General features: G+C 41.5%; 22 protein-coding genes, 1 pseudogene and 1 riboswitch. Of the genes and pseudogenes, 5 read left to right on the top strand and 18 right to left on the bottom strand.

Going from position 1 to position 25,786, the window contains the following annotated elements; translation table 11 throughout:
• Positions 1-109 precede the first annotated feature (109 nt).
• The 4 genes from guaB to M5F03_RS12060 form a co-directional block, all read right to left on the bottom strand.
• Complete coding sequence (guaB, locus tag M5F03_RS12075; RefSeq protein WP_078190562.1) at positions 110-1,576, bottom strand: IMP dehydrogenase; 1,467 nt, start codon at positions 1,574-1,576, stop codon at positions 110-112.
• Between the two features lie 220 nt (positions 1,577-1,796).
• On the bottom strand, positions 1,797-2,162 hold the full coding sequence (locus M5F03_RS12070) for a YkgJ family cysteine cluster protein (protein WP_078193208.1): 366 nt from the start codon (positions 2,160-2,162) through the stop codon (positions 1,797-1,799).
• Positions 2,163-2,261: 99 nt separating this feature from the next.
• The gene (locus M5F03_RS12065) at positions 2,262-3,059 is read right to left on the bottom strand and encodes an oxygen-binding di-iron domain-containing protein (protein ID WP_078190564.1); all 798 of its coding nucleotides are present in this window, start codon (positions 3,057-3,059) and stop codon (positions 2,262-2,264) included.
• Positions 3,060-3,253: 194 nt separating this feature from the next.
• The gene (locus M5F03_RS12060) at positions 3,254-3,832 is read right to left on the bottom strand and encodes a TMEM165/GDT1 family protein (RefSeq protein ID WP_249708439.1); all 579 of its coding nucleotides are present in this window, start codon (positions 3,830-3,832) and stop codon (positions 3,254-3,256) included.
• Positions 3,833-3,905: 73 nt separating this feature from the next.
• Positions 3,906-4,049: riboswitch (yybP-ykoY riboswitch) on the bottom strand.
• A 58-nt stretch (positions 4,050-4,107) separates the two neighbouring features.
• On the opposite strand from M5F03_RS12060, the gene M5F03_RS12055 reads away from it, so the two are divergent.
• Positions 4,108-4,818, top strand: coding sequence for a methyltransferase type 11 (locus tag M5F03_RS12055; protein WP_249708438.1), 711 nt, complete (start codon positions 4,108-4,110; stop codon positions 4,816-4,818).
• A 48-nt stretch (positions 4,819-4,866) separates the two neighbouring features.
• Here M5F03_RS12055 and M5F03_RS12050 read toward each other — a convergent pair whose 3' ends face one another.
• The 3 genes from M5F03_RS12050 to M5F03_RS12040 all read right to left on the bottom strand — a co-directional run bounded on the left by M5F03_RS12050 (position 4,867) and on the right by M5F03_RS12040 (position 10,540).
• Positions 4,867-6,858 (bottom strand): 2-oxo acid dehydrogenase subunit E2, encoded by a 1,992-nt coding sequence (locus tag M5F03_RS12050; RefSeq protein WP_249708437.1) that lies wholly within the window; start codon positions 6,856-6,858, stop codon positions 4,867-4,869.
• Positions 6,859-6,860: 2 nt separating this feature from the next.
• On the bottom strand, positions 6,861-9,563 hold the full coding sequence (gene aceE / locus M5F03_RS12045) for a pyruvate dehydrogenase (acetyl-transferring), homodimeric type (RefSeq protein WP_249680355.1): 2,703 nt from the start codon (positions 9,561-9,563) through the stop codon (positions 6,861-6,863).
• Positions 9,564-9,844: 281 nt separating this feature from the next.
• Positions 9,845-10,540 carry a M23 family metallopeptidase gene (locus tag M5F03_RS12040; protein ID WP_078193213.1) on the bottom strand — a complete coding sequence of 232 codons (696 nt, stop codon included), beginning with the start codon at positions 10,538-10,540 and terminating at the stop codon, positions 9,845-9,847.
• A 106-nt stretch (positions 10,541-10,646) separates the two neighbouring features.
• Between M5F03_RS12040 and M5F03_RS12035 the strand changes: the two genes are divergently transcribed.
• A complete protein-coding gene (locus tag M5F03_RS12035; RefSeq protein ID WP_111884464.1) occupies positions 10,647-11,087 on the top strand; it encodes a DciA family protein in 441 nt (146 codons plus the stop codon).
• Between the two features lie 97 nt (positions 11,088-11,184).
• Here the strand turns inward: M5F03_RS12035 and lpxC are convergent, their stop codons facing one another.
• The 8 genes from lpxC to gshB form a co-directional block, all read right to left on the bottom strand.
• Entirely contained in the window at positions 11,185-12,087 is a 903-nt protein-coding gene (lpxC, locus tag M5F03_RS12030; RefSeq protein ID WP_078193215.1) for a UDP-3-O-acyl-N-acetylglucosamine deacetylase, read from the bottom strand.
• 125 nt (positions 12,088-12,212) lie between these two features.
• The gene (ftsZ, locus tag M5F03_RS12025) at positions 12,213-13,403 is read right to left on the bottom strand and encodes a cell division protein FtsZ (RefSeq protein WP_078193216.1); all 1,191 of its coding nucleotides are present in this window, start codon (positions 13,401-13,403) and stop codon (positions 12,213-12,215) included.
• A gap of 159 nt (positions 13,404-13,562) precedes the next feature.
• Positions 13,563-14,825, bottom strand: coding sequence for a cell division protein FtsA (gene ftsA, locus M5F03_RS12020; RefSeq protein WP_111884462.1), 1,263 nt, complete (start codon positions 14,823-14,825; stop codon positions 13,563-13,565).
• A 68-nt stretch (positions 14,826-14,893) separates the two neighbouring features.
• Positions 14,894-15,748, bottom strand: coding sequence for a cell division protein FtsQ/DivIB (locus M5F03_RS12015; RefSeq protein ID WP_078193218.1), 855 nt, complete (start codon positions 15,746-15,748; stop codon positions 14,894-14,896).
• Positions 15,749-15,751: 3 nt separating this feature from the next.
• The gene (locus tag M5F03_RS12010; RefSeq protein ID WP_249708436.1) at positions 15,752-16,681 is read right to left on the bottom strand and encodes a D-alanine--D-alanine ligase; all 930 of its coding nucleotides are present in this window, start codon (positions 16,679-16,681) and stop codon (positions 15,752-15,754) included.
• A 59-nt stretch (positions 16,682-16,740) separates the two neighbouring features.
• On the bottom strand, positions 16,741-18,189 hold the full coding sequence (gene murC, locus M5F03_RS12005; protein WP_078190576.1) for a UDP-N-acetylmuramate--L-alanine ligase: 1,449 nt from the start codon (positions 18,187-18,189) through the stop codon (positions 16,741-16,743).
• 14 nt (positions 18,190-18,203) lie between these two features.
• Positions 18,204-19,301, bottom strand: a complete 1,098-nt coding sequence (gene murG / locus M5F03_RS12000; RefSeq protein WP_249708435.1) for an undecaprenyldiphospho-muramoylpentapeptide beta-N-acetylglucosaminyltransferase — start codon at positions 19,299-19,301, stop codon at positions 18,204-18,206.
• Positions 19,302-19,602: 301 nt separating this feature from the next.
• Positions 19,603-20,547: a glutathione synthase gene (gene gshB, locus M5F03_RS11995; protein ID WP_078190578.1), complete on the bottom strand. Its 945-nt coding sequence runs from the start codon at positions 20,545-20,547 to the stop codon at positions 19,603-19,605.
• Positions 20,548-20,873: 326 nt separating this feature from the next.
• On the opposite strand from gshB, the gene M5F03_RS11990 reads away from it, so the two are divergent.
• Together M5F03_RS11990 and M5F03_RS11985 are read left to right on the top strand one after the other, a co-directional pair.
• Positions 20,874-21,776: a GGDEF domain-containing protein gene (locus M5F03_RS11990; RefSeq protein ID WP_249708434.1), complete on the top strand. Its 903-nt coding sequence runs from the start codon at positions 20,874-20,876 to the stop codon at positions 21,774-21,776.
• A gap of 125 nt (positions 21,777-21,901) precedes the next feature.
• Positions 21,902-22,099, top strand: a complete 198-nt coding sequence (locus tag M5F03_RS11985) for a DUF3565 domain-containing protein (RefSeq protein ID WP_180022337.1) — start codon at positions 21,902-21,904, stop codon at positions 22,097-22,099.
• Positions 22,100-22,140: 41 nt separating this feature from the next.
• Here M5F03_RS11985 and M5F03_RS11980 read toward each other — a convergent pair whose 3' ends face one another.
• The 3 genes and pseudogenes from M5F03_RS11980 to M5F03_RS11970 form a co-directional block, all read right to left on the bottom strand.
• The gene (locus M5F03_RS11980) at positions 22,141-22,605 is read right to left on the bottom strand and encodes an SMI1/KNR4 family protein (protein WP_076753373.1); all 465 of its coding nucleotides are present in this window, start codon (positions 22,603-22,605) and stop codon (positions 22,141-22,143) included.
• Positions 22,606-22,690: 85 nt separating this feature from the next.
• Complete coding sequence (locus M5F03_RS11975) at positions 22,691-23,413, bottom strand: Hint domain-containing protein (protein ID WP_249708433.1); 723 nt, start codon at positions 23,411-23,413, stop codon at positions 22,691-22,693.
• A gap of 420 nt (positions 23,414-23,833) precedes the next feature.
• Positions 23,834-24,766 (bottom strand): annotated as a pseudogene (locus tag M5F03_RS11970) (IS5 family transposase).
• A gap of 155 nt (positions 24,767-24,921) precedes the next feature.
• Between M5F03_RS11970 and M5F03_RS11965 the strand changes: the two are divergent.
• Entirely contained in the window at positions 24,922-25,278 is a 357-nt protein-coding gene (locus tag M5F03_RS11965; protein ID WP_180025034.1) for a hypothetical protein, read from the top strand.
• Positions 25,279-25,786: the final 508 nt, after the last annotated feature.

The raw sequence follows: 25,786 nt of genomic DNA, 5'->3' as shown, positions 1-25,786 counted from the left end.
ACTTCTTAATGGTGATCTTAATCATCACTTTTTACTGCAAATACTTTACACCAAAAACAAAAAGGCCGTCATATTAATGACGGCCTTTTCGGCTAAAAGCTACTAAATATCAACCAACACGGTAGTTTGGTGCTTCTTTAGTAATAGTCACGTCATGTACGTGAGATTCAGACATACCTGCCGCAGTAATTTTGACAAACTGTGCATTTTTACGTAAGTCATCGATCACCGCAGAACCGGTATAACCCATAGATGAACGTAAACCACCCATCATTTGATGAACGATGTTACCCATTGGGCCTTTGTAAGGTACGCGACCCTCAATACCTTCTGGTACAAGTTTTTCAGCGCCTGCTTTTGAGTCTTGGAAATAACGGTCAGCAGAACCTGTTGCACCTGCCATCGCACCCAATGAACCCATACCACGATAGGCTTTGTAGTAACGACCTTGGAAGAATTCAACTTCGCCCGGTGCTTCTTCTGTACCCGCCATCAATGAACCTACCATGATGGTACTCGCGCCTGCACCAATCGCTTTTGCCATATCACCAGAGAAACGGATACCACCGTCTGCGATCAATGGAATTTGATCTTTTAGTGCATTGGCAACGCTGTCAATCGCAGAGATTTGCGGCATACCAATACCAGCCACAATACGTGTAGTACAGATTGAACCCGGGCCAATACCCACTTTCACTGCATCTGCGCCAGCATCTAATAATGCAAGAGCTGCATCACCAGTCGCGATGTTACCGCCAATCACTTGAACTTGTGGATAGTTGGCTTTAACCCAACGTACACGTTCAATTACACCTGCAGAGTGACCATGTGCTGTATCAACAACAATCGCATCAACACCCGCTTCCACCAATGCTTCTACACGGCTTGGTGTTTCTGCACCTGTACCAACTGCAGCACCAACGCGTAAACGACCTAAGTCATCTTTGCAGCTGTTTGGATAGTTTTCAGCTTTACGGAAATCAGTAACCGTGATTAAACCTTTCAGTTCGTTGTTGTCATTTACAACAAGGACTTTTTCAATACGGTGCTTTTGAAGTAATGCTTGGATGTTTTCTTTTGATTCGTTTTCACGAACAGTCACCAAACGATCATGACCTGTCATGATGTTACTAACAGGTTGCTCAAGATTGGTTTCAAAACGAGTGTCACGACCAGTAACAATACCCACCACTTGACCGTCTTTCACCACTGGTACACCGCTGATGTTATTTGCTTGAGTTAAAGCAATCAGCTCACGTACAGTCGTTTCGGGTGTAACGGTAATTGGGTCTTTCACCATACCTGCTTCAAATTTTTTCACGCGGCGAACTTCTGCAGCTTGTGCAGCAATATCCATGTTTTTATGCAGGATACCGATACCACCGTTTTGCGCCATTGCAATCGCCATACGTGATTCAGTCACAGTATCCATTGCAGCAGAAACAAGTGGAATATTCAAATTGATGCCACGTGTGAAACGTGTCTTAAGAGAGACATCTTTTGGGAGAACAGTAGAATAGGCAGGGAGTAATAAGACATCATCAAAGGTTAGGGCTTCTTGAACGATGGTCAACATAACAGTCTCGCTGGTAATTTCCGTGAGCCATTATATACAAATTTCCGTTCAATTTTCATTTTAATTGCGGCAATTCTTTACGGAGTTTTCAATATTAACCAGCGAATATGCTGTTTTCAGCAAGAATACTCTGGGGGTTGGTCAGCATCCAGTGCAATACAGGCAGAATCCGAAGATTCTACCTCTTAGATTTCAATAAATTTATTCTGGAAATAAAGCCTTAACTGACTTGATCGAAATCTTCGTCATTTTCAGCGTCATGCAGTGGAATACTGATCAATGGAATCATTTGATGCGCGATGCGTGCTTTATTACATTGCTCATCGGCGATTTGAACTTCTTTACAAGATGAACTACGTGCCTCATACATGTTACAACTCACCTGTTTGCCTACTTCTCCACCCAAAGCAATACAACGTGGATTTGCCTGATTCGTACCCACCATACATGAATACACCGATGTCACAGGTTCCGTATAATGTTCAGGCATATTTAGCCCTTCTGCCCAATAAAAAGAAACGCGATAGTGAGCACAACATGCTCCACAGGTTAAACATGCATCCTGAGTCGGTATTTGAGACAACATTTTTATCTATTCTCGTCATCTAAAAGCTTATTTTATGGACGAAAAATATTAAAAAATGTTATCTGCAAACTCAATTATTTTTTCTGAATTTTCAAGTCATTATACTGGGCAAGTAAAGACTGTTTCATCCATTAAATCGACACCACACTGCAAGGTTTCGATCCAATCTAAGAATTGATTGATCTGTTCTTTACCAATAAATGGCGTGCCGTGCTGCGGTACGATCATTTCCACATCCATCGTCCGTACCATGTTGACCCAAAGACGGATCACTTTGTTTGAACACATGTAGCGCTGATGGAAGCCTTTCATTTTAGGAATATGAGCGGCAAAATTTTCTAAAGGTTTAGAGGCATCATCCACCATAGATGCGCCCATATCCCCTGAGAATAAAATTTTGGCAATCGGGTCATAAAATTGGAAGTTACCAACTGAATGTAGGAAGTGTGCAGGAACAGCCACCAAATGACTGTTGCCTAATGGAATCACCTGACCATGATCTGGCAGTTCGATCAGACGATCCAACCAGTTGCCTTTCATGCGGTCACTCATGAATGCAGAGTTTAAATGTGGTAAGAAACGCGCCCACAGTTTAGATGCCACCACTTTGGCGTCGGTATAAACCAACCAACGTGGCATCGAAGTAATAATGTCAGGGTCCTGATGCGAGGCCATCACATAGTCAAGATTGGTCAAACGGGTATATTTATTCAGTTCCATAGTCAGTGGGACATAGGTCAAGTCACCACCCGGATCGAGCACTGCTGCGCGCTCATTATCCAAAATCAGGAACTGGTTCGCCTGTACGCCCTCGCCTTTTACCAAGCTGGTAAAGCTAATACATTTATGCTTTCCATCATCATAAAGTACCTGTGATGTTGTGCGTTCGAAAGCCATTCCCATTCCCCAAATTTTTTATCAAAAAATATATATTCTATAGGTGAATAACATATATTTATTTAGGGAAACTTACAATAAATATTCAGTCAATATTATCTGAAATATCAGTGAATTGGGTCTCATTTATTGGCAAATAATCCTGAGTTTTTAACTCAGGATTTCATGTATTTTTAATATGGTGAGATTAGTATTTAAAATAAATAGTGTTGTGCCAACGCAGCCAAACCAATCACCAAGAATACTAGGGCGCCAATTTTATGAATCAGTGAAATCGGTAGTTTTTCAGCTAGTTTGTTGCCAATAAATACCGCAGGCGCATTAACCAACATGATGCCTAATGTCGTCCCCAAAGTCACCCAGCCAATACTGTCAAAGCGTGCAGCCAGTGCTACAGTGGCAATTTGGGTTTTATCTCCAATTTCAGCCAAGAAGAACAAAACGAAAGTGGCGCCGAAAACCCCATATTTTTTCCACTTATTGATACTTTCAGATTCATCATCCAATTGATCGGGGATCAACATCCACACCGCCATAGCAATAAAGCCCAGAGAAACGATCCACAATAAAACGATTGGGCTTAAAACGGTGGTAATCCATTGACCCAGCACAGCAGAAACCCCGTGGTTCACCACAGTCGCGAGGAAAATTGCAATTAAGATCGGAACGGGTTTACGAAAACGTGCAGCAAGCAGTAAGGCAAGTAATTGTGTTTTATCACCCATTTCTGACAGGGCAACAACAGCAAGGGAAATGAAGAAAGCGGTTAACATGGTGCATTTCTCTGGCTAGCAATAACATATACCGATGACTTATCCCTCCTGCTAGCCAATGTGCAGAGTGATAAATCAAAGGTCTTGCCAACAAAAGAAAGCTACGAAGAGCTCATTTGGTTCTTTGCTATGATGACCATGCTCGTTTTAGAGCAAATATGTTGACCATCACCTTTTTACTTTGCGTAAAAAGCGGCTACTCCCCAATGAAGTAATGCTATTCTAGCGAGGAATGCATGTCTTCGCAATTTTAATTTTCGATGACTCAATTTGATATGCAAAACAATAATCAAAAATTTCAAGAATTTATTCAACACTATATGCATGTGCAGGATGTATTAATCATTGCAGGTGGTCCATCTCAGCTCAATTTCGACTTAACCACCATTCAGCCCTCAAAAAAGCTGCTAATCATTTGCTGTAATCAAAGTTTTCTTCAACTTCCTCAGGCTCAAATTGCCCATCATTCAGATTATGCGTGGTGGTTACACTATCAACCCATGCTCAAAGCATCCTTTCGAGGTGAGATCATTAGCGGATGTGGTTTAGGTCACAACCGGCCATATCCTGAACATGAAGTGATTAACTTCAAAACCGTGCGCATCGATACGCAAGCGGAGTTATTTCATTCACCGTACTTTGTTTATGGTAATAATTGCGGCCTTCAAGCCTATTCACTCGCACATCTCTTTCAACCGCATCGTATTTGGCTGATGGGCTATGACTTTCAGCACCAACAAGGTCAAACACATGCTTATCAGCATCAACATGCGCAAGAACTGGAGCATTATGAAAAGTTTTGGGGCTTATTTTTAAAAGACTTCCAACGCTTTGAACATTTACGACATAAGCTTTGGTCGACGGCGCACCCACATCGTACGCTTCCACTCACCTATAACCTCAACGCAAACTCGGCATTAAAGCTCTACCCTTCACCCATTGAACTTCCGGATTGGCTTTGTCAGTCCACCACCACGACGCCATAAAAAAACCCTGCCAAAGCAGGGTTCATTTTGAAACTTAAACAGGTCATATTAGATCAATAAAGTTCGGATATCTTTGAGCAGCTTCGTCAGTTTATTGGCAAAACGTGCAGCATCCGCTCCATTAATTACACGGTGATCGTATGACAATGACAGCGGCAGCATCAAACGTGGATCAAAGCTTTCACCATTCCATACTGGCTGCATGGTTGCAGGTGAAATACCCAAAATCGCCACCTGTGGCCAGTTGACCAACGGTGTAAATGCCGTGCCACCAATTGAACCCAGACTGGTAATGGTAAAGTTCGCACCTTGTAAATCTTTCGGCGACAATTTTTTGTCACGTGCTTTTTGACTCAGCTCACCCAACTCAATTGCAATCTGCTTAATGGATTTTTGATCTGGATTACGCAGTACAGGCACGGTCAAACCATCAGGCGTGGCAACGGCAATCCCCATATGGATTTCATTACGTAACAATACTGACTTGCCATCATCAGACAAATGACCTGCAAATTCACGCTCTTCTTTCAACAAATAAGCCACTGCTTTGATGATGAAAGCCATAATGGTTAAGCCAATACCTTCTTTCTTAAAGTTAGCTTTTAAATCATTACGCCAAGCTTCAAGATCAGTAATATCCGCTGCATCGAACTGCGTCACTTGCGGGATAAAGTTGTTTAAAGACAATTGCGGAATCGACACTTGTTGTAAACGTGTCAAAACTTTCTCTTCGACACCACCAAAAGCATCAAAACTTGGCAACTTCGGCAAACCTGAAACCTGTGCCACAGCTTGCGCTGCTGGTGCAGCTTGCGGAGTGGTCAAACGGGTTTTTACATAAGCGAATAAATCTTCTTTCATTAAACGCTCATGCGGACCAGATGCTTTGACTTCTGCTAAAACCACACCCAATTCACGTGCAAGCTTACGAACGGCCGGACCTGCATACACTTTGGCATTGGCAGCATTTTGCTCTTTGGTGAGCTTATCTGCGCCTTGTGGTTGCGGTGCTGCTGCTTCAACTTTGCTTTCAGCTTTAGGTGCAACTGTCGCAGGCTGTGCTACAGCTGGTGCAGGTTTCGCTGCTGGCGCTGGTGCAGGTGCTGCAACAGCTTGACCTTCGGCTTCAATCGTCACTAAAGCGACGCCTTCAGAGACACTTTGCCCTAACTGAACATGAATCGCGGTGATTTTACCAGCGGTAGAGCTTGGCACTTCTACCGTTGCTTTGTCTGATTCCACCACGATGATGCTTTGGTCTTTTTCAACCACATCACCCACAGCGACTAAAATTTCAGCCACTGCTGCTTTATCAACACCTAAGTCAGGCACTGCAATTTCAACAGGTCCAGACGCTGCAGCCGTAGACGGCGCTGGTGTTGCTTCTGCAACAACAGGTGCAGCAACAGGCTGTGCAGTTTCTTGCACAGCAGCCGATTTAACCGCAGCAGATGAAGCCGCCGTTTTCACCGTTAAAATCACTACACCTTCTTTCACTACATCGCCAGCACTGATCGTGATCGATTCGACACGGCCTGATACAGTACTTGGGACTTCGACTGTCGCTTTGTCTGATTCCACCACGATAATACTTTGATCAACATCAATCTCATCACCAACAGAGACCAAAATTTCACTTACCGTAGCTTTTTCTACGCCAATATCAGGGACTTGCACATCGACACTTTGCGACTGAGGAGCATTGGCTGCAACAGGTGCTGCTGCAGCTTGTTCTGCTTCCACAACCGGTGTTGGTTCTGCTGCTTGGTCTTCAGTTGCATTTTGTACTGGCTCAACGGTAACAGCACTTTGACCTTCTGCTTCCAACTCGATCAGCACAGCACCTTCAGCAACACTGTCACCCAGATTAACTGCAATGCTTTTCACCACGCCTGCCGAAGTGCTTGGCACTTCAACAGAGGCTTTATCAGACTCTAACAACACAATGCTGTCATCGACGCTAATGGTGTCGCCGACTTTCACTAAAATCTCAGCGACCGTTGCTTTATCTACACCAATATCAGGAGTCGTAATTTGCATGATTAGTTCTCCTCTTTGTAGTCAGCCACAGCATGCAGTTCCGGCGTTTCCTGCGGAGCCCATGCCACTGGACGGTCAGTATCTAGTTCAAAGCTTGAGATGGCATCTTTAACTAAACGTGCATCAACTTCGCCTTCATCCGCGAGTTTTTTCAATGTTGCTACCACAATATGTGCGGCATCGACACCAAAGTAGCTACGTAAGTTGCCACGTGTATCTGAACGACCATAACCATCTGTACCTAATGCAACGAATGGACGATTGTCTGGAAGATAAGCACGGATTTGTTCGCTATATGCACGCATGTGATCGGTTGCCGACACCACAATACCGTCTTTTTCACGAAGTAATTGAGAGACCCAAGCTTCTTTCGTATCTTCAGCTAACGGATGTAAGCGGTTGTATTCTTCACACGCCATACCATCACGAGCTAATTCGTTAAAGCTAGTGACGCTCCACACGTTTGAATGAATTTGATATTCATCACGAAGGATTTTCGCTGCTTTAATCACTTCGCGCAGAATCACACCTGAACCCATCAACTGAACCGTTGCTTTCTCATCTTCTTCGAAGAGATACATACCACGTTTAATGCCTTCTTCAGCACCTTCAGGAATAGCTGGGTGTTCGTAGTTTTCATTCATTACTGTTAAGTAATAGAACACGCGCTCTTGGTTCACGTACATACGTTTTAAACCATCATGTACGATCACTGCCAGCTCATAACCAAAACATGGGTCATAAGAGATACAGTTTGGAATCGTATTTGCCAAGATATGTGAATGACCATCTTGGTGCTGTAAACCTTCACCGTTCAGTGTTGTACGACCCGCAGTTGCACCGAGCAAGAAACCTTGCGCCTGCGCATCACCTGCAGCCCATGCAATATCACCAATACGTTGGAAACCGAACATCGAGTAGTACATATACATCGGAATCATTGGCAAGTTATTGGTCGAATAACTGGTCCCTAACGCAGCCCAAGCACTCATCGCACCTGCTTCGTTAATCCCTTCTTGTAACATGTGACCATCTTTGGCTTCACGGTAATGCATCAACTGTTCTTGGTCTTCAGGGGTATATTTTTGACCATGCGCAGCATAGATCCCCAACTGACGGAACATACCTTCCAAACCGAAAGTACGCGCTTCATCTGGCACAATTGGTACGACACGATCTTTAATGGCTTTTTCTTTCAATAATGATGAAATCAAACGTACCATCAACATGGTCGTCGATTGCTCTTTACCGCCACTGCCTTTGAGTACCGCATCAAACACAGACAATTCAGGAATCGCCAGCTGTTCACTTTCTTTACGACGTGCAGGTAAATAACCACCCAATGCCTCACGACGCGCCTTCATGTATTTCAATTCAGGCGAGTTTTCACTCGGACGATAGAATGGCACTTCTTCAAGCTGTTCATCGGTAAATGGCAAGTTGAAACGGTTACGCACGTATTTCAACGACTCAAGCTGCATTTTCTTGATTTGATGCGTCTTATTGACTGCTTCAATCTCTTCCGACAAACCATAACCTTTGACTGTTTTTGCCAAGATAACTGTTGGCTGACCTGTTTCCTTCATCGCTTCGGCATAAGCCGCATACACTTTGAATGGGTCATGACCACCGCGGTTCAGGTTATCAATATCTTCATCGCTTAAGTTGCGCACCAACTCTTCAGCTTCAGGATACTTACCAAAGAAATGTGCACGCGTATACGCACCGCCTTTCACTTGATAGCGTTGGAAGTCACCATCAACCGCTTCTTCCATCACCGCTTTTAAGGCACCTGAATCATCTTTTGCCAGTAACGGATCCCAATGACGACCCCATACCACCTTAATCACGCGCCAGCCTGCACCACGGAACAATGATTCAAGTTCTTGAATAATTTTACCATTACCACGAACTGGGCCATCTAGACGCTGTAAGTTACAGTTCACGACCCAAATCAGATTGTCGAGCTTTTCACGACCTGCAAGTGAAATGGCACCTGTACTTTCAGGTTCATCCATTTCACCATCACCTAGGTAAGCCCAAACTTTACGGTTTTCTTCTTTGATCAGGCCACGATTCATCAAGTACTTTTGGATGTGTGCTTGATAGATCGACATGATTGGACCTAGACCCATCGATACGGTTGGGAACTGCCAATAATCTGGCATCAAATATGGATGTGGGTATGAAGGCAAACCTTTACCGCCAACTTCACGACGGAAATTATTTAAGTGCTCTTCAGTCAAACGACCTTCTAAGAACGAACGTGCATAGATACCCGGTGCACAGTGACCTTGATAATAGATCAAGTCACCGCCAAAGCTGTCGCTATTGGCACGGAAGAAGTGGTTAAAGCCCACGTCATATAAAGTTGCAGATGATGCAAAACTTGCCAAGTGACCACCTAAGTCATCACCTGTTTTATTGGCACGCAGTACCATCGCTAAGGCATTCCAGCGGATCAGCGCACGAATACGGCGCTCCATATCCGAATCACCCGGCATAGGCGGTTGTTCTTCAACTGAAATGGTATTTAAGTAAGGAGTATTTAGTCGCTGAATGGGGACGTGCTTAGCAATCGCTTGTTGATAGAGTTTTTCAAGCAAAAATGCAGCGCGGTCAGTTCCCATGTGCTGTAAAACTGAATCAAATGCGTCCTGCCATTCTTGGGTTTCTTGCGCATCTGTATCGCCATAAAACGCCATACTTCACCTATCCTATGTGCTAAATATATGGCTCTATTAGTACCATATTTTGGCTAGGCTCAGTTATCGCCACAGATGAATACGAAATAGCTCTGTTATTTATTTACTAAATACTTATTGATTAACAATTACACAAATTTACATTTTTGGGTCAATTTTCGCCATTTTTCATACAGACAATATTTTTTAGAATGATAATTTTATAGTTATTAGCGATAAATAAAAAAGCCATTGTCTGTAGAGGTTCAGACAATGGCTTCGTATATAGATGTTATATGTGCTTATGGTAACATCGCTAAATACGTTGATGGATTTTTACGTTGACCATCTTTCACTACTTCGTAATGTAAATGTGGGCCAGTACAACGACCAGTACAACCAACGTTAGCAATATGCTCACCCGCAGCAACACGGTCGCCTACACGTGCAATTAAGCGTGATGCATGTGCATAACGTGTCAGGTAACCATTACCATGGTTAATTTCAACATATTGACCATAACCTGTGCCCCAACCTGACTTTGTTACAATGCCTGGACCCGTTGCATAAATAGGTGTGCCACTAGCCGCAGAAAGATCTAAACCTGAATGATTTTCTGCACGGCCACCCATGGTACGACCACCATAGTTTGAACTTACACGCTTCATGTCTGGAAGTGGGTGGGCAATTAACCATGAATATGGATTATTTGAACTTGCTGAATAGTTTTTAGAGGAATTGCTTGAACCGTATTTTTTTGCGATTGTCGCATTGTTGAGTTCAATTGATTTTTCACGAATTTTAACATTCAACTTTGTTTCTGCTGGAATATCAATATCATTGCTTTCAGAGTAAGCACCTTGAGACAAAGTGCGAGTTAACTGTTCAATACGATCTGATGATGAATCTGCTTGATTTAATTCAACTAAATCTGCAAAAGCGACTGAAGCGGCCGAAGCAGCCAATGAAAACGCCAATAAAATACGTCGTAAATGCATAAAAAACCTCTATAAACTGTTCTCTTTTGTTCCTTGTGTGATTTCGTCCTTGATATCAGCCAAAAGGAGCGCATAAGATTAAGACATAAACATGTAGGAAATATGTATGTCAGAACCTGTCAACGTCTTTCAACCAACAAGAAAACACATAAAAACAGGAAACTTTTCGTTTCTCTCAACGCAAGTTGCTGCATGGCAGAAGCTTACGAAAATTGTCCAACCGCTATTACCCCAACCGGATCAATGGCAAGTCGTTTGTTATATAAACGGTGTACTTATATTAACTGGTGAAAATCAGGCACTGATAAGTCAGTTGGCCTATTTACAAAAGCAATATATTGCACAGTTATCACAAATATACGAATTCAAGGATTTACACAAGATTCAAGTTCGTCTGAGAACTCCGTCTCCAACGCCCCATTCCCCTGAAAAAATTTCAAGAACCCTCAGTACAGAAACTCAGGATTTACTCCGTAATGCTGCTGACTTTGTGAGCGACCCTAAGCTTAGCCAAGCAATGCTGCGTTTGGCAAGCAATAAAAAGTAACCACCGAGTTGTAACAGATAAATTTGAATATTCAGAATGTGACAGACTTAACACTTACAAATGATACAATATAACATCACTATTATAAGACAATGACTTATGTCACATTCACATAACTAATTGGGCAATCTTTAATGTCATCAAATGTTACAATTTCATAGCTGTCTGGATCACTTTTGACATTGCGTAATAACTGATTATTTAATGCATGACCTGACTTATAGGCATCATATTTCGCAATAATTTGATGACCGAGCAAATATAAATCACCCACGGCATCTAATATTTTGTGACGAACAAACTCATCTGAGAAGCGTAAACCTTCTTCATTGACCACACCATTATCATCTACGCCAATGGCATTTTCGAGACTTGCCCCTAAAGCCAAATTATTGGCTTTGAGGTAATCCAAATCTTTCATAAAGCCAAAAGTCCGCGCTTCACTGACTTCATAAACAAAAGTTTCGGTTGAAAAGTCGATAGTTGCCGACTGAAATTCTTTCTTAAATGCAGGATGGTCAAAATCAATCGTAAAATTTAATTGGAAACCATCATGCGGTTGAAAGGCAGCACGTTTATCATCGATCAGTGCTTCGACAGGTTTGCGTATTTTTATGAATTTTTTAGGTGCATTTTGTTCTTGTAGTTCACCTTGCATAAGCAAATAAATGAACGGGCCGGCACTCCCATCCATAATGGGCACTTCAGACGCCGACACTTCCACGATCAGGTTATCAATCCCTAAACCAGCAATCGCACTCATAATGTGCTCAATTGTGCCCACCTTGGCATTTTCTTGCACCAAGTTAGAACACATGAATGCTTCTTGAATCAGCATAGCATCGGCTGGAATATCAATCGGTGGATTTAAGTCGATACGACGAAACACAATCCCCCCATCGGCATGATGTGGCACAAAGTTTATCATCACTTTTTGCCCACTATGCAGTCCGATGCCACTCGCTTTCACGATGCGTTTCAGGGTACGTTGTTTCAACATGTGTCTTCTATCATCAGTTCACAAAACCGCTATACGTTAGCATATTTAGCCATTGATAAAAAACAAAAAGGTAGCTGATCAGCTACCTTTTGTAATCAACAGACACTTAAGTCATTGAATTTATGTTATTTACGTTGCTGATTTTTCAAATAGTCTTGAATACTCATTGGCGTAGGGCGTGAATTGGATGCTGACGCCGCTGCCGCAGCTGGAGCTGCTGCTTCATTGTGCTGACGTTGAATCGCTGGCACATCATCTTCATCTACAGGTACTTGTGCAGAAGCGACTGTACGCGTTGCTTGTGCGACAGGGCGTTTCACTGGCTCAGCAGAATCGGCAGAATTACGAGTTAAACCCGTTGCGATCACCGTTACGCTAATTTCATCACGTGCATCTGGATCAAATACCGTACCGTAGAATACTTGACCTTCATCAAGATCCACAATTTGGTTCACCACATCAGTGATTTCTTCAATTTCACCGAAGGTTACGTCATCGCCACCTGTAACGTTAATCAAAATGCCTTTTGCATTCATGATCGTCACGTTATCTAACAATGGGCTACGGATCGCTTGTTCAGCTGCTTGACGTGCACGGTTTTCACCACGACCAGAACCTGCGCCCATCATTGCATAACCACGAGTACTCATTGCAGTTTTCAAATCGGCGAAGTCAAGGTTGATATGACCTGGACGCACAACAAGATCAAAGATACTACGTACAGCATTTAACAGTACGTCGTCTGCTTTTTTGTAAGCATCTTTCATTGAAATATCGCGGAATACTTTAAGTAGACGTTGGTTCGGAATAATAATCAGAGAATCAACATGTTGCTCAAGTGCTTCAATACCTTTCTCAGCAGACTGCTGACGACGTTTACCTTCAAAGTTAAACGGAGTCGTCACCACACCTACAGTTAAGATACCCATTTCTTTGGCAATTTCAGCAACAACTGGCGCAGCACCGGTACCTGTACCACCACCCATACCTGCAGTCACAAACACCATGTCCGTACCTTCAAGGTGTTGGCGAATCAACTCACGGCTTTCTTCAGCAGCAGTTTGACCCACTTGTGGATTTGCACCTGCACCCAAACCACGGGTACTTTGCTCACCGAGTTGGATTTTAAATTGTGCATTCATGCGGTCGAGTGCCTGTTTGTCTGTATTGGCACAAACAAATTTTACACCTTCGATATCTGATTCCAACATGTGTTGCACAGCGTTACCGCCAGCACCACCTACACCGAATACTGTGAAACGGGCTTGACCGTTGCTGTCGCTTTGATCATCTTCTAAAAATTCAAATGAGGCCATGCCTAAAAAATTCCTAATCCATAATTGGCAGACACTTCAGCCCGTATACTGCCTTGATCTTAATAAAAATTGTTTTTTAGAATGCTGTCCAAGTTCCAGCTTGTCAAGTACAAGCAATAATCCGTACAACTTCCCAACAATATTCCCAAATATTTCAACTTAAAAGATCGACTTCAAGGTGTCATTGAAGCCCGACCATGCACGTTTTACCCGATTTAATACTGAAAGTTTTTCCGTATCTTCTGGTTCAACGATCGTATCTTGTGTTTCACTTTGACTGAAAATTAACAGACCTGCGGCAGTCGCGTATTGTGAACGACGTAAAGCGGCTTGCTGTTGATCATCAGCATACACTTGCATAGGTGGATTACCTAAATGTGCAGAAACACCTAACATCCGACGCGCAAATGTCACCATCCCTTCAATTTGGCAGGCATCACCTGTGAGTACAACACCATGGTATAAACCATGAATCGCACCATGATCCACCAACTCATTACGCACTTGATTAAAGATTTCTTCATAGCGCGCAATAATGATTTCGGTCAGTTCAATACGGCTAATGGTTTGTGGACCATCAATACCTTGGAACTGAATCATACTTTCAGGTTTAACCACTTTCAGATCAACACAACCATACAACAGCTTAATACGTTCAGCTTCTTCTGTTGTGGTTTGCAATACAGCAGCAATATCACGCGTTACATGCTCACCGCCACGTTGCAAAGTGTGTGTCATCGCCAAGCGACCATCTAAATACACCGCAATATTGGTCGTACCAGCTCCAATATCAACCAAGCACACACCATATTCTTTTTCATCTTTAAGCAAACTGGCTTCAGCAGTTGCTAATGATGAAATGACCATGCGTTCAACACCAATATTGGCACCTTTTAATGCACGATCCAAATTCTGCATGGTGCTGATTGGCAACATCATCAAATGATAATGTCCTGTCATACTCCGTGCTGACATGCGAATCGGGTTCAACACCCATTCAGGTTCATCATCTAGTTCAAAACCTAAAGGTACAGCACTCACCAAATAATGGTCAGACGTTAAATGACTGGCTTTGGCAAGTTCTAAAGCACGCACCACTTCATTGGTGGTAATCGCATGGTCATTATTTTCAATTGGAGTGCGACCAGAGGCATAAAAACTTTTTAGTTCAGCACTGGGAATGGAAATCCACGCAGAATGTACACGACATTCCGCCATATCTTCCGCTTCCTGCACTGCATTTTTAATTGCGGTAACAACTTTATCGAGACTGACAATTTTCCCTTTATTCATGCCGCGGTTACGAGCGGTCGCCATCCCTACCACTTGGATATTGTCTGGCGCGTGTACCTTACCAATCAAAACTGAAACTTTGTGTGTCCCAATGTCAATCGCAACAACCGAGGGAACAGCTTCATTCATTATTTACTACTACCATTCACATGTTTGTTTAATTTATGGCTTAAAGCCTCTACTTATAAAACCTATCATTATGGCTTTACAGGCGCTGCATTCGCAATGCCTATGTCATCACTGGTTACAACAAACTGACCATTTACCGACTTTGCTGGCACAGAGTTTTTCCATTGAATCGCTAAACCATTTCGGTAGCGCAAATCGATGGCAGAAATTCGTGGCCATACAGGTTTTAAGTCACTGTGTGCGAGATAACTTAAACGCTGCAACTTACTCATGGTCTGATCTTGATCGACAATCACGCGTAAGCCTGAATCAAACTGCATAAACCAAGTCATTCGTTCGGTTAAATATAATTCTTTTAAACGAATGCCAACAGGTATAAATAGTTGATTAATTTCATTATAGCGACGCATCATCATTTTGGACTGACTCGTCGGCCCATGCAATAACGGTAAATTCTGATGATTGGTCGGGGTTAATTCGGCAAATACATCACCACTGTCGCTTAACAGTCGCCCAGTTCCCCAACGTGCAATCGCTTGACGCGGCATCACCCGTACACGAATTGCATTTGGCCAAGCACGCGATACCACCACGCGATCGACCCAAGAGATTTCTAAAGTACGGTCACGAATGACACGTAAATCAGAGGTAAAATAGTTTTCAGTCATCATCGGTGAAACGTATGATATGACTTGTTGTTTTTCTTGGGCGCTCCGCACACCCACCACATCAAGTTCAGCCACACGTGCATCCGTCATGACTTTATATAGCCCCCAAATTCCGGCAATCAAAACCACACATGCAATAAACAACAACAGCCATCCACCCACATTGGTAAGTTTTTCCTTACGTGTCGGTGGTTTGTCATGTATCGATGTCGTTGCTGCACGTTTACGGCGCATAGACGCAGGAAGTTGAGCCATAATTTAGTGTGCCGCACCTGTCAGGGTTTGTTCCAAAATCGCGACACAAAGATCATCAAAACTATAGCCTACAGCATTGGCAGCTTTTGGCACTAGAGAATGACTAGTCATACCCGGAACAGTATTTACCTCAAGTAACCAGAAGTTTCCTTCTGCATCTTGCATCGCGTCAATACGGCCCCAACCACTCGCACCTACCGCTTGGAAAGCGCGTAAAGATAAAGCTTGTAGACGCTTTTCTTCATCTTCAGTCAAGCCACATGGAATACCATATTGCACATCGTTACGGTTATATTTCGCTTCGTAATCGTAAAAAGCCACATCTGCAGGTGGTTCCAAACGGATCACCGGTAATGCCTGACCATTTAAAATCACAATGGTAAATTCACGTCCGGTAATCCATTTTTCAGCCATCACGACTGCATCATGCTGGGTCGCTTTTGCAATTGCGGTTGCAAAGTCTTCAATTTTTTCAACTTTGCTCATACCAATGCTTGAACCTTCATGCACAGGCTTGATGATAAATGGCAAACCAATTGAATCTACAATTTCTTGTAAATTTGAATCTTTGCTGACAATACGATAAGGTGCTGTCGGTAGTTCTGAACCTTGCCAAACTTGTTTAGTTTTGACTTTATCCATACCAATCGCCGAGCCTTGAACGCCCGTTCCAGTGTACGGAATGTTTAACCATTCCAAAGTACCCTGAATTTGACCATCTTCACCACCACGACCATGAAGTACGATAAATGCACGGTCATAAGCCACCAACTCAGTCACACTGCGTTGCTGCGGATCAAATGCTTCGGCATTTACACCCGAACGCACCAATGCTTCAAGTACAGCTTTACCACTATCGAGAGAAACCTCACGTTCGGCAGATTTCCCACCTAATAACACGGCAACTTTGCCGAATTTTGAAGCATTTGACACGTTTATATCCTTAAACTTTTATCTACGGTTTAAACAAACTTTGGATCACCAAGCGGTAATCATTTTACATAGAGATTGTTTTGAGCAAGTTCGATTGAGATTGCTCCAACATTACCTGCGCCCTGTGTTAATAACAAGTCATTTGCTTGTAACACTTTTTTCATTACTGCTTGTAAGTTGCCTTCTACTGGATCGATGAGAATCGGCTCAACTTCACCACGTAGACGAATGCTTCGAGCCAATGCACGACTATCCGCACCCACAATTGGCTTTTCACCCGCTGGATAAACTTCTAATAACAACAGTTGATCGACTTGTGACAAGACATCGACGAAGTCATCAAAACAGTCACGCGTACGGCTAAAACGGTGCGGTTGGAACATCATCACCAAACGACGATCTGGATGACTTGCACGTGCCGCTTTAATGGTCGCTTCCACTTCTTTTGGATGGTGACCATAGTCATCGACCAATTTCACCAAGCCATCTTCAACTTCAAATTCGCCTTGTACTTGGAAACGACGACCTACACCACTGAAGCTTTCTAAGGCACGCGCAATCGCAGCATCAGAAACACCTTCATCCGTTGCAATACCAATCGCTGCCAAGGCATTTAAGATATTATGAAGACCCGGCAAGTTAATGGTTAAACGTAACGGCTCACGGTCTTTACGCAAAACGGTAAAGTGTGATTGCATGCCTTCTTGAGCCACATCAACAGCACGAATGTCATTGTCTTCATTGAAACCATACGTCACGACAGGACGACCAATACGCGGCATAATTTCACGGATGTTGGCATCATCACCACACATCACAGCTAAACCGTAAAATGGAAGGCGCTGTAAGAATTGTACGAAGGTATCTTTCAATACATCGAAACTACCGCCATAGGTATCCATATGGTCAGCGTCGATATTGGTGACAATCGTTGCCATCGGCTGTAAATGCAGGAATGACGCATCTGATTCGTCCGCTTCAGCCACGATATAACGGCTTGCACCCAATGCAGCATTCACACCAGTACGATTTAACAAACCACCAATGACATAAGTTGGGTCCAGATTTTCTTCTGCCAACATGCAGGTCACAAGACTGGTAGTCGTGGTTTTACCATGCGTCCCCGCAACGGCAATACCATGACGGTAACGCATTAATTCACCCAACATTTCTGCACGACGCACGACAGGTGTACGGGTTTCAATCGCCGCTTTCACTTCCGGGTTTTCAGAATCAATGGCTGTTGATACCACGATTACATTAGCGCCTTGAATATTTTCAGCAGCATGACCAATGAAAACTTGAATGCCATTTTCTTCAAGCTGAGCCGTGGTTTTCGACGCTTTAATATCTGAACCTGAAACTTTATAGCCTTGGTTTTTCAATACTTCGGCAATACCGCACATGCCCGCACCACCAATCCCAATAAAATGGATGTGTTTAATACGGCGCATTTCTGGCACTTTAATGAGCTTTTTCGCTTGATCGGCAGGCGTTGATGGAGACATAGATTACTCGAATTTTACAAATCTTGAATTAAACCAACCACGTGCTGTGTCGCATCGGGTTGTGCCTGTTGTCGAGCCTTAACCGCCATTTCCATAAGTCGTTGGCGATTCATCAGCGGCTTCAACAACGCTGTTAAACTTTCTGCGGTCATGTCCGCTTGTGGGCAAATTTTTGCAGCATTGATATTGGCCAAGAACCCTGCATTTGCAGTTTGATGGTCATCCACTGCACTTGGCAGAGGAACAAAGACGGCTGCTACACCCGCTGTCGCAATTTCAGTGACGGTTAGTGCACCAGCACGGCAGATAATCAAATCCGCTGCAGAATAGGCTGCTGCCATATCTTCAATAAACGGCTGAACTTCAACTTGTATATGTTCAGGTGCGTTTGCATAACGAGCCAATGTGCTTTCAGCATTATTTTGACCACACTGATGATATACACTCAGGGGCTGTTCTAATTGCTGCAAAGCAGCCGGCACACATTCATTTAAGGCACGTGCCCCCAGTGAGCCCCCTACAATTAAAACCCGTAATGGCAACCCAGCTTTTTCACGCTCTTGGTAACGCCATGACGGATTTAAAATTTCTGTAATTTCCTTACGTACAGGATTACCTGTGGTTACGATTTTATCTTGTGCAGGAAAGGTATTTGGAAATGCCTGACAGACAATTTTAGCCACACGTGACAACTGCGTATTGGTAAAACCTGCTACAGCATTTTGTTCATGGATAATGACTGGTATGCCCAATGCACGAGCTGCCAAGCCACCTGGCCCAGCCACGTAACCCCCAAAGCCTGCAACTGCATCAACTTTGAGTTGTTTCATATAACGCATGGCACTCAAAGTAGCTTTGAGAATTTTAAACGGTGCCATCAGCTTACGCACGACTCCATTGCCGCGCACGCCTTGGATATCAATTTGATAAATTGGAATATGATGATTTTTAAGCAGGCGATTTTCCATCCCTGTTGGCGTTGCAAGCCAAGAAACTTCACAACCTTGTTGTTGCAACTCTTTGGCAACAGCGAGCGCTGGAAAGACGTGACCACCGGTTCCGGCAGCCATCATCATGACATGTTTCGGCTTTACTTGCGTTACTTCGGTCACTGTCTAATTCTTCATTTCTAAAAAGAGGCTAATGATATTCGATTTTAAGCAAACAATTGTAATCACAAACGCATGACCGTGAAAGGTAATTTACTTTTTTTCAACAGGCGTATGATTGTTTTTTTCTACTATTTTAAAAGTTTAAACTAGTTTTATTATTAATCTATGAGAATTGAAAAAAAATCAGACAATTTTCACTTTAATTGCATTCACTTACAGTTTTTTGCTTTTTAAGCTCCCCTCCCCTTAGCGCAGGACAATAAAAGAGCCCGTGGAGGACTCTTTTAAATCTAGTGCAAAATTAAGCTTTTAAACCTGCCTCAAGGACATCAAATAAATCATCGGCAATCGAGGTGCCAAATTGCGCATCAATTTCACGTACGCAAGTTGGACTGGTGACATTGATTTCAGTCACGTAATTACCAATCACATCCAGACCAACAAAGACTAAACCTTTTTCACGAAGGAATGGCCCGACTTTGGCTGCAATGGCTTTATCATTTTCGGTCAATGGACGCGCCTCGCCCAAACCACCTGCCGCCAAGTTACCACGCACTTCACCATTTTGCGGAATACGCGCCAAACAATACGGCACTGGCTCTCCATTGATCATCAAAATGCGTTTGTCACCATCCACAATTTCGGGGATGTATCGCTGCGCCATAATCGGCTGTGTGCCGTTATTGGTCAGGATTTCAATGGTTGAACCAATGTTTACGCCATCTTGGTATAAACGAAAAATGCCCATACCACCCATGCCGTCTAATGGTTTCACGATCACATCGCCATGTTCTTGTAAAAATTCACGAATCAGACTTTGCTGTGAAGTCACCAAGGTTGGTACTTGAAGTTCAGGGAATTGTGTCGCAAACAATTTTTCATTGCAGTCACGTAGGCTTTGTGGCTTGTTAATAATCCATGCACCTTCGCGTTCAGCCTGTTCCAAAATATAGGTGGTGTAGACAAAGTTCATGTCAAACGGCGGATCTTTACGCATCAAAACCACATCATAAGCAGCAATCGATTCTTTTTGTTTTTCGCCGAGTTCGTAATAGTGGTTGTAGTCTTCAAAAACTTTTAGCGGAGAAATCAAACCAAAGGCTTTGCCTTGATCGATATATAAATCTTGCTGTAATGCATAGCCTAGCTCATGTCCACGACGTGCTGCTGCCCATAGCATCGCCATTGAGGTATCTTTTTTTAGGTTTACATTTTCGATGGGATCCATCACAACAAGTACACGCATTATTCAGTGCTCTGTTCATTATCAATTTATGAACGAGTATAGCCGAGATTTTTCTTTTGTTTATTCTGATTTTGCATGTGTATGTATGGATTCGTGTGATGCAGGCGATAATTCAAAACATTTCTATCATCTGCCTTATCTCTATAACGGAAATAAGCCGTGAAAGCATTATGGTGTTAGGCCTGCGTAAATAGATGCCAAACAATTGAGACAGATATTCATCACACCTACATCTCACTCATCACTATTTTTGGTGAAAAAACACGTGCTTTTTATTTTTTTAGCTATTGTGTTAATTATTGTAAATAAAGAAATAGAATTAATTAATGATTAACATTGGGCAGATGGCTATCATTCTTGATGCTTTGCCAGACCCTGCTTTTGTCATATCGCGTAGTGGAAAATACGTTGCGGTTTTTGGTGGGCGCGATAATCGCTATTACCACGATGGTTCCGGTCTTGTTGGTACCTATATTTCAGATGTGATCAAGCCAGATAAAGCCAACTTGTTTATGCAACTGATCGACCAAGCTCTAGCGTCAGGAAATCTACTCATCGAAGAGTACGAATTGAGCAATAAGGATGTAAAAGGTCTGCCCGATTATGGTCCTGAAGAGCCCATTTGGTTTGAGGTGCGCATCCAAGCCCTTAGTTTTTCAGTAGATGAAGAAGACGTTGTACTTTGGGTCGCAAGTAATATTTCAACGCGTCACAACTTGGAAATCAAGCTGAAGGAACTCAGCCATACGGATCAGTTAACCGGTCTTTTCAACCGAAGAAAATTAGAGCATGACTTAGCATTACATTATGAGTCATACCTACGGCATTCCATACAGACCTCGATCTTGATGTTCGATCTTGATAACCTCAAAAAAATCAACGACAGTAAAGGTCATCATGTTGGTGATGAGGCAATCCGAGCAGTCGCAGATATTCTTCGTTTAACGCTGCGTAAGACCGATTGCGCCTGCCGCTTAGGTGGAGATGAGTTTGTGGTCGCCTTGCCCAACACGGGCTGCGAGCAGGCCATCCAGTTTGCCAAACGGATTCATGAACATTCCAGAAAAGAATTAAGTCGGTTTTCAATAGATAACGCGCATGTCACCGTGAGCATAGGAGTGACAACCATCATGCCTGAAGATTGCACCTACGAAGATACAATTCAACGTGCTGATCTAGCGCTGTATAAAGCTAAACATGGCGGGAAAAATAGAATTGTCGCGGCCTAAGCGTGCGGCAGAAATAAACCAAATTTCACAGTCTATTTTGCAATTCGATATTCAAGCCGTTGTGATTGCTCAACATGAACTCTTTTCCCTTTTCAGCATCATTTTAATTTAGATAGGTGTTTAATATGCAGCAAGCCATTGTTGATTTTGCCTTGGATGATGAAAATCATTGGTATGCCATTTTAGCTTGTGGTCATACACAGCATGTCCGCCATGATCCTCCATGGCAAAACCGTCCTTGGGTTATCACTGAGCAAGGACGGAAAGAAAAGTTAGGGGTAATGTTGGAATGTAAGAAGTGTGATGAAGAGAGTTTCGCATAAGAGATTTTATGTTAAATATAGTCTCAGGCTAATAATTTAAGCTATCTTAGTAAGTTCAAAAAATTATCAAAACTATCACATACTTCTATCAATTCTAATTTAGGCTGTCCATGTTGATCCTTGATATATTGATCATGGTACATAAGAACTACTTTCGGATTATTAACGTCAGATCTGTAGTCAAATCCGATATAGTCACCACAACCATTTAGTCCAAAGACGACTATCTTATCATGGCCATATATATCCTGATCTTGACAGTTTTCAATATGATCACCTCCTACCCCTTGTCCAAAACAACAAAAGGCTATGCTAGATTCTCCAACTTCATTGTTAGAATCAGAATATTCAAAGCTATTCTCAATAAATTGCACCCCATTGTGGGAAGCAATCAGCTTTTTATAACTTAAAGGAAAATTAATTTTATTATCTTGCTCAAAAATTTCTATGACCTTTACGTCGATTGGTCCGAAGTCATACATAATATTTAAGTTCTGATAAGGCATATGATTGTTTTACCTGCTAGGAATAACGAAATTTCGTATAATCGCCATTATGTTAAATAAGAAAATTAGTAATTTATTTCTTATATTATTTATAGGCAGTATTATTAACCCACAATCCTAGCTTCGTAATAAAGCAAGTATAATCATCCTCAACGTCAAAGCTGTAAGTTTTTAATCGGAATGCCTCTGAGAGAACGTGAACACTTTCACCATTAACACATATTGGACTAGGTACATTATCATCACCTATACATTCGATAGGTCCTTCTAAGCCATATTTGATAAAAGTAAAATATTCAACATTTTCAATATCAAAACCTTTTTTATCCGCATTAAATATATTGCTAGGATGGTAACTTCCAGCCACATTTTCCATACTTGTTTTTCGTAATGGATTCACCATAAAAACAAGACCAATGATTTCTTGATCAGATGTTTCTATAGCTTGAACGTTCTTCAACTCATCCAAGCGCGTCCATCCAATATTCTTAACCCAGAATGTCTGATTAGACCTCAGCATATTACTGACCATTTTTCCTTTGCGAGAAAGTTGCAATAATTTGCTTTTATTTAATTTTGATAAATCTGTATTTGCTTTAATTTGGAAATAGGTTAGCTCCCAAATCTCACTATTCTCACAAGTAGATATTCTTATAACAGGTTTATAGCATAACTCTCCGTCACCATTTTTTGGCTTTGACAGTACTAAATCTCCGACTTTAATGTTCTGAATGGCGATTAAACCTTTGTCTGTATTTATACGTGTTCCAGCAGGAAAACCAGCCCCTGAATTAAGATATGAGTCCATAAGTCTCTCTTATATTTTTAATTTGATGATTAGTGAGCTTTCCTAAAATTAACATAATACGGATTATACGAAATCATCAATGTATAGCTTTAATTTCCTGTTGGAAAGCCATGAAACATCCATTGTATTCCCCATAAGATTACTAAGATAAGGATCACCCAAACCATAATCTTTAAATTATACATTCTGTAAGTTTTCCTAAAATTAACATAACACATGTTATAGGAAATTGAAAAATTGAGTATATAGTATTAATTTTTATGTGTTTTTTGAATTTAATGCCTAGGCCAGTGCCTAGGTTTTTCATCTCCTATAACAGCCATTATGTTAAATCGAAACTATTTCTAAGGTATTTGATAGAATCAAAAGGCTTTGTTGCATAAATATTTGAGAGATTGAACTATCCCAAGTATTCCAAATTTAAGAGACAGCTTGGGTCTGAGGACGACCTAATTCCGTAAATCTGTTGAGGACTGCTATACGTGCATGAATTTCATTGACTTGGCTATCAAATTTTCTTGCACTGAGTTTATCCCCTAATAATTTGATGCAATGCATCTTAGTTTCGACCAAACTTCGGCAATGATAGCCGGACCATTTTTTCCATAGTGTCCTGCCTAAACGTTTAACTGTTCGAAGTAATTCATTTCGCTCTCGCGAGCTGATCTTTGTATCTTTCCAAGGCTTTGCATTTTTTCTTGGAGGAATCACAGCATGCGCTTACCGATCTGCAATGACCTGACGGCATTGCTTGGTGTCATAAGCTCCATCGGTATAAACGGAATCAATTTGCTCATCTTGTGGAATCTGATCAAGTAAATCTTCAAGCACTTGTGAATCACTCACATTATTTGTAGTGAGTTGAATAGTACGTATTTACAGGGTTTCAGCATCTTTACCAATATGAAGTTTACGCCATTTGCGACGATATTCTGGTTGGTGCTTCTTACGCTTCCATTCACCTTCGCCTAGAAACTTTAAGCCAGTAGAGTCAACGAACAGATGTAGCCCATCAGTACTTTTTTGATAGCTAATCGCAATATTGATATGCTTTTGTCGTCTGCAAAGGGTGGAATAATCTGGTGCTGTCCAGTCTAGACCACACAGTTTAATTAGACTTTGAACAAAACCTGTGACCATGCGTAAAGAGAGTCGAAATAAATATTTGATCATTAAGCAGCATTGTATAGCAGTATCAGAATAAGTTTGATTTCGACCTTGCTTGCCTTGTGATTGCGCATACCACTGAGTGTTTGGATCAAACCAAATGGCAATATTTCCACGATTAATGAGTGCTCGGTTGTATGTAGACCAATTGGTTGTACGATAGATTTTAGGTGTGGGCTTATTCATTTGGAAACTATATTACTAAACAAGCTTTTATGGATAGGTTTGTGCAACAAAGCCTTTATTTAGTGAAATTGAGAAAGTAAGGCCAAAAAAACTATTAATATACTAGTGGATTAAATATTCACTGATTTTTATTTTAGCAGGTATGAGAAATTAATATGAAATTGATTTTATCAACTTCTTTTTTGCTGTTATCGATGATCTTTTATACTGTTTTTTATAATAATCTTATTTTAAAAAATAAGATTAAAGATAAGGATAATATTATTGATGGGTGTATGGTTATTACTGGGAAATATCATACGAAATATGATGGTTTTAGGTATGTGGTTGAAGTTGATGGAAAGAGCTTTTATTTAATTAATTTGGTTAGTAGTGTCTTACCATTTGGTAGTAGGTATTATTATTTTAAAGATGAAATAAATGTAAGCAATAAGTGTTATAAGGTTAAATATGTAAAAGTTTATTTTTTATTTTATGAAAGAAGGTATATTTATGATCTTGTAGAAAAATAATATTTTTTAATTTTTATTTTAATATTTAAAATTGGGTGATTTATGACGCAAAAACAGAATCAGGGTCTTTAGCATATGAATTCAGAAAAAGAGAAGGTCTTAACCTAATACCATTTGCACGTTTATTGGATTGGACTGCATATTTTAATGGTGATGATATTGATGGTGATCCATCAGTTTTTGTTTTTGATCTAGGTGATATGCCACATCACGTAAAGTTTAAAAATTTCAAAGATTGGTTAGACAAAGCTCCTAGCTTTTAATTTTTCTAAAATTAACATAATACACGTTATACGAAATTCTATTTTTATTTATTATAAATCATAGTGTTATAAAATAGAGAAAAACCCAATCATCTCGGGTTGGGCTTTTTTAATGATTTTTCACGTTTCATGAATACCAACCAATCAATTTTTCCACATTTTTGATTAGCTAAATTCAACAATCCTAATCTCAAAACTACACAAAAAAAGGAAGCTTCCGCTTCCTTTTTTATAACCCTAAAATC

This window comes from Acinetobacter amyesii (assembly GCF_023499985.1).
Taxonomy (GTDB): Bacteria; Pseudomonadota; Gammaproteobacteria; order Pseudomonadales; family Moraxellaceae; genus Acinetobacter; species Acinetobacter amyesii.
The sequence above is the reverse complement of the archived record's forward strand: the minus strand, read 5'-3'. Positions and strand labels throughout refer to the sequence as shown.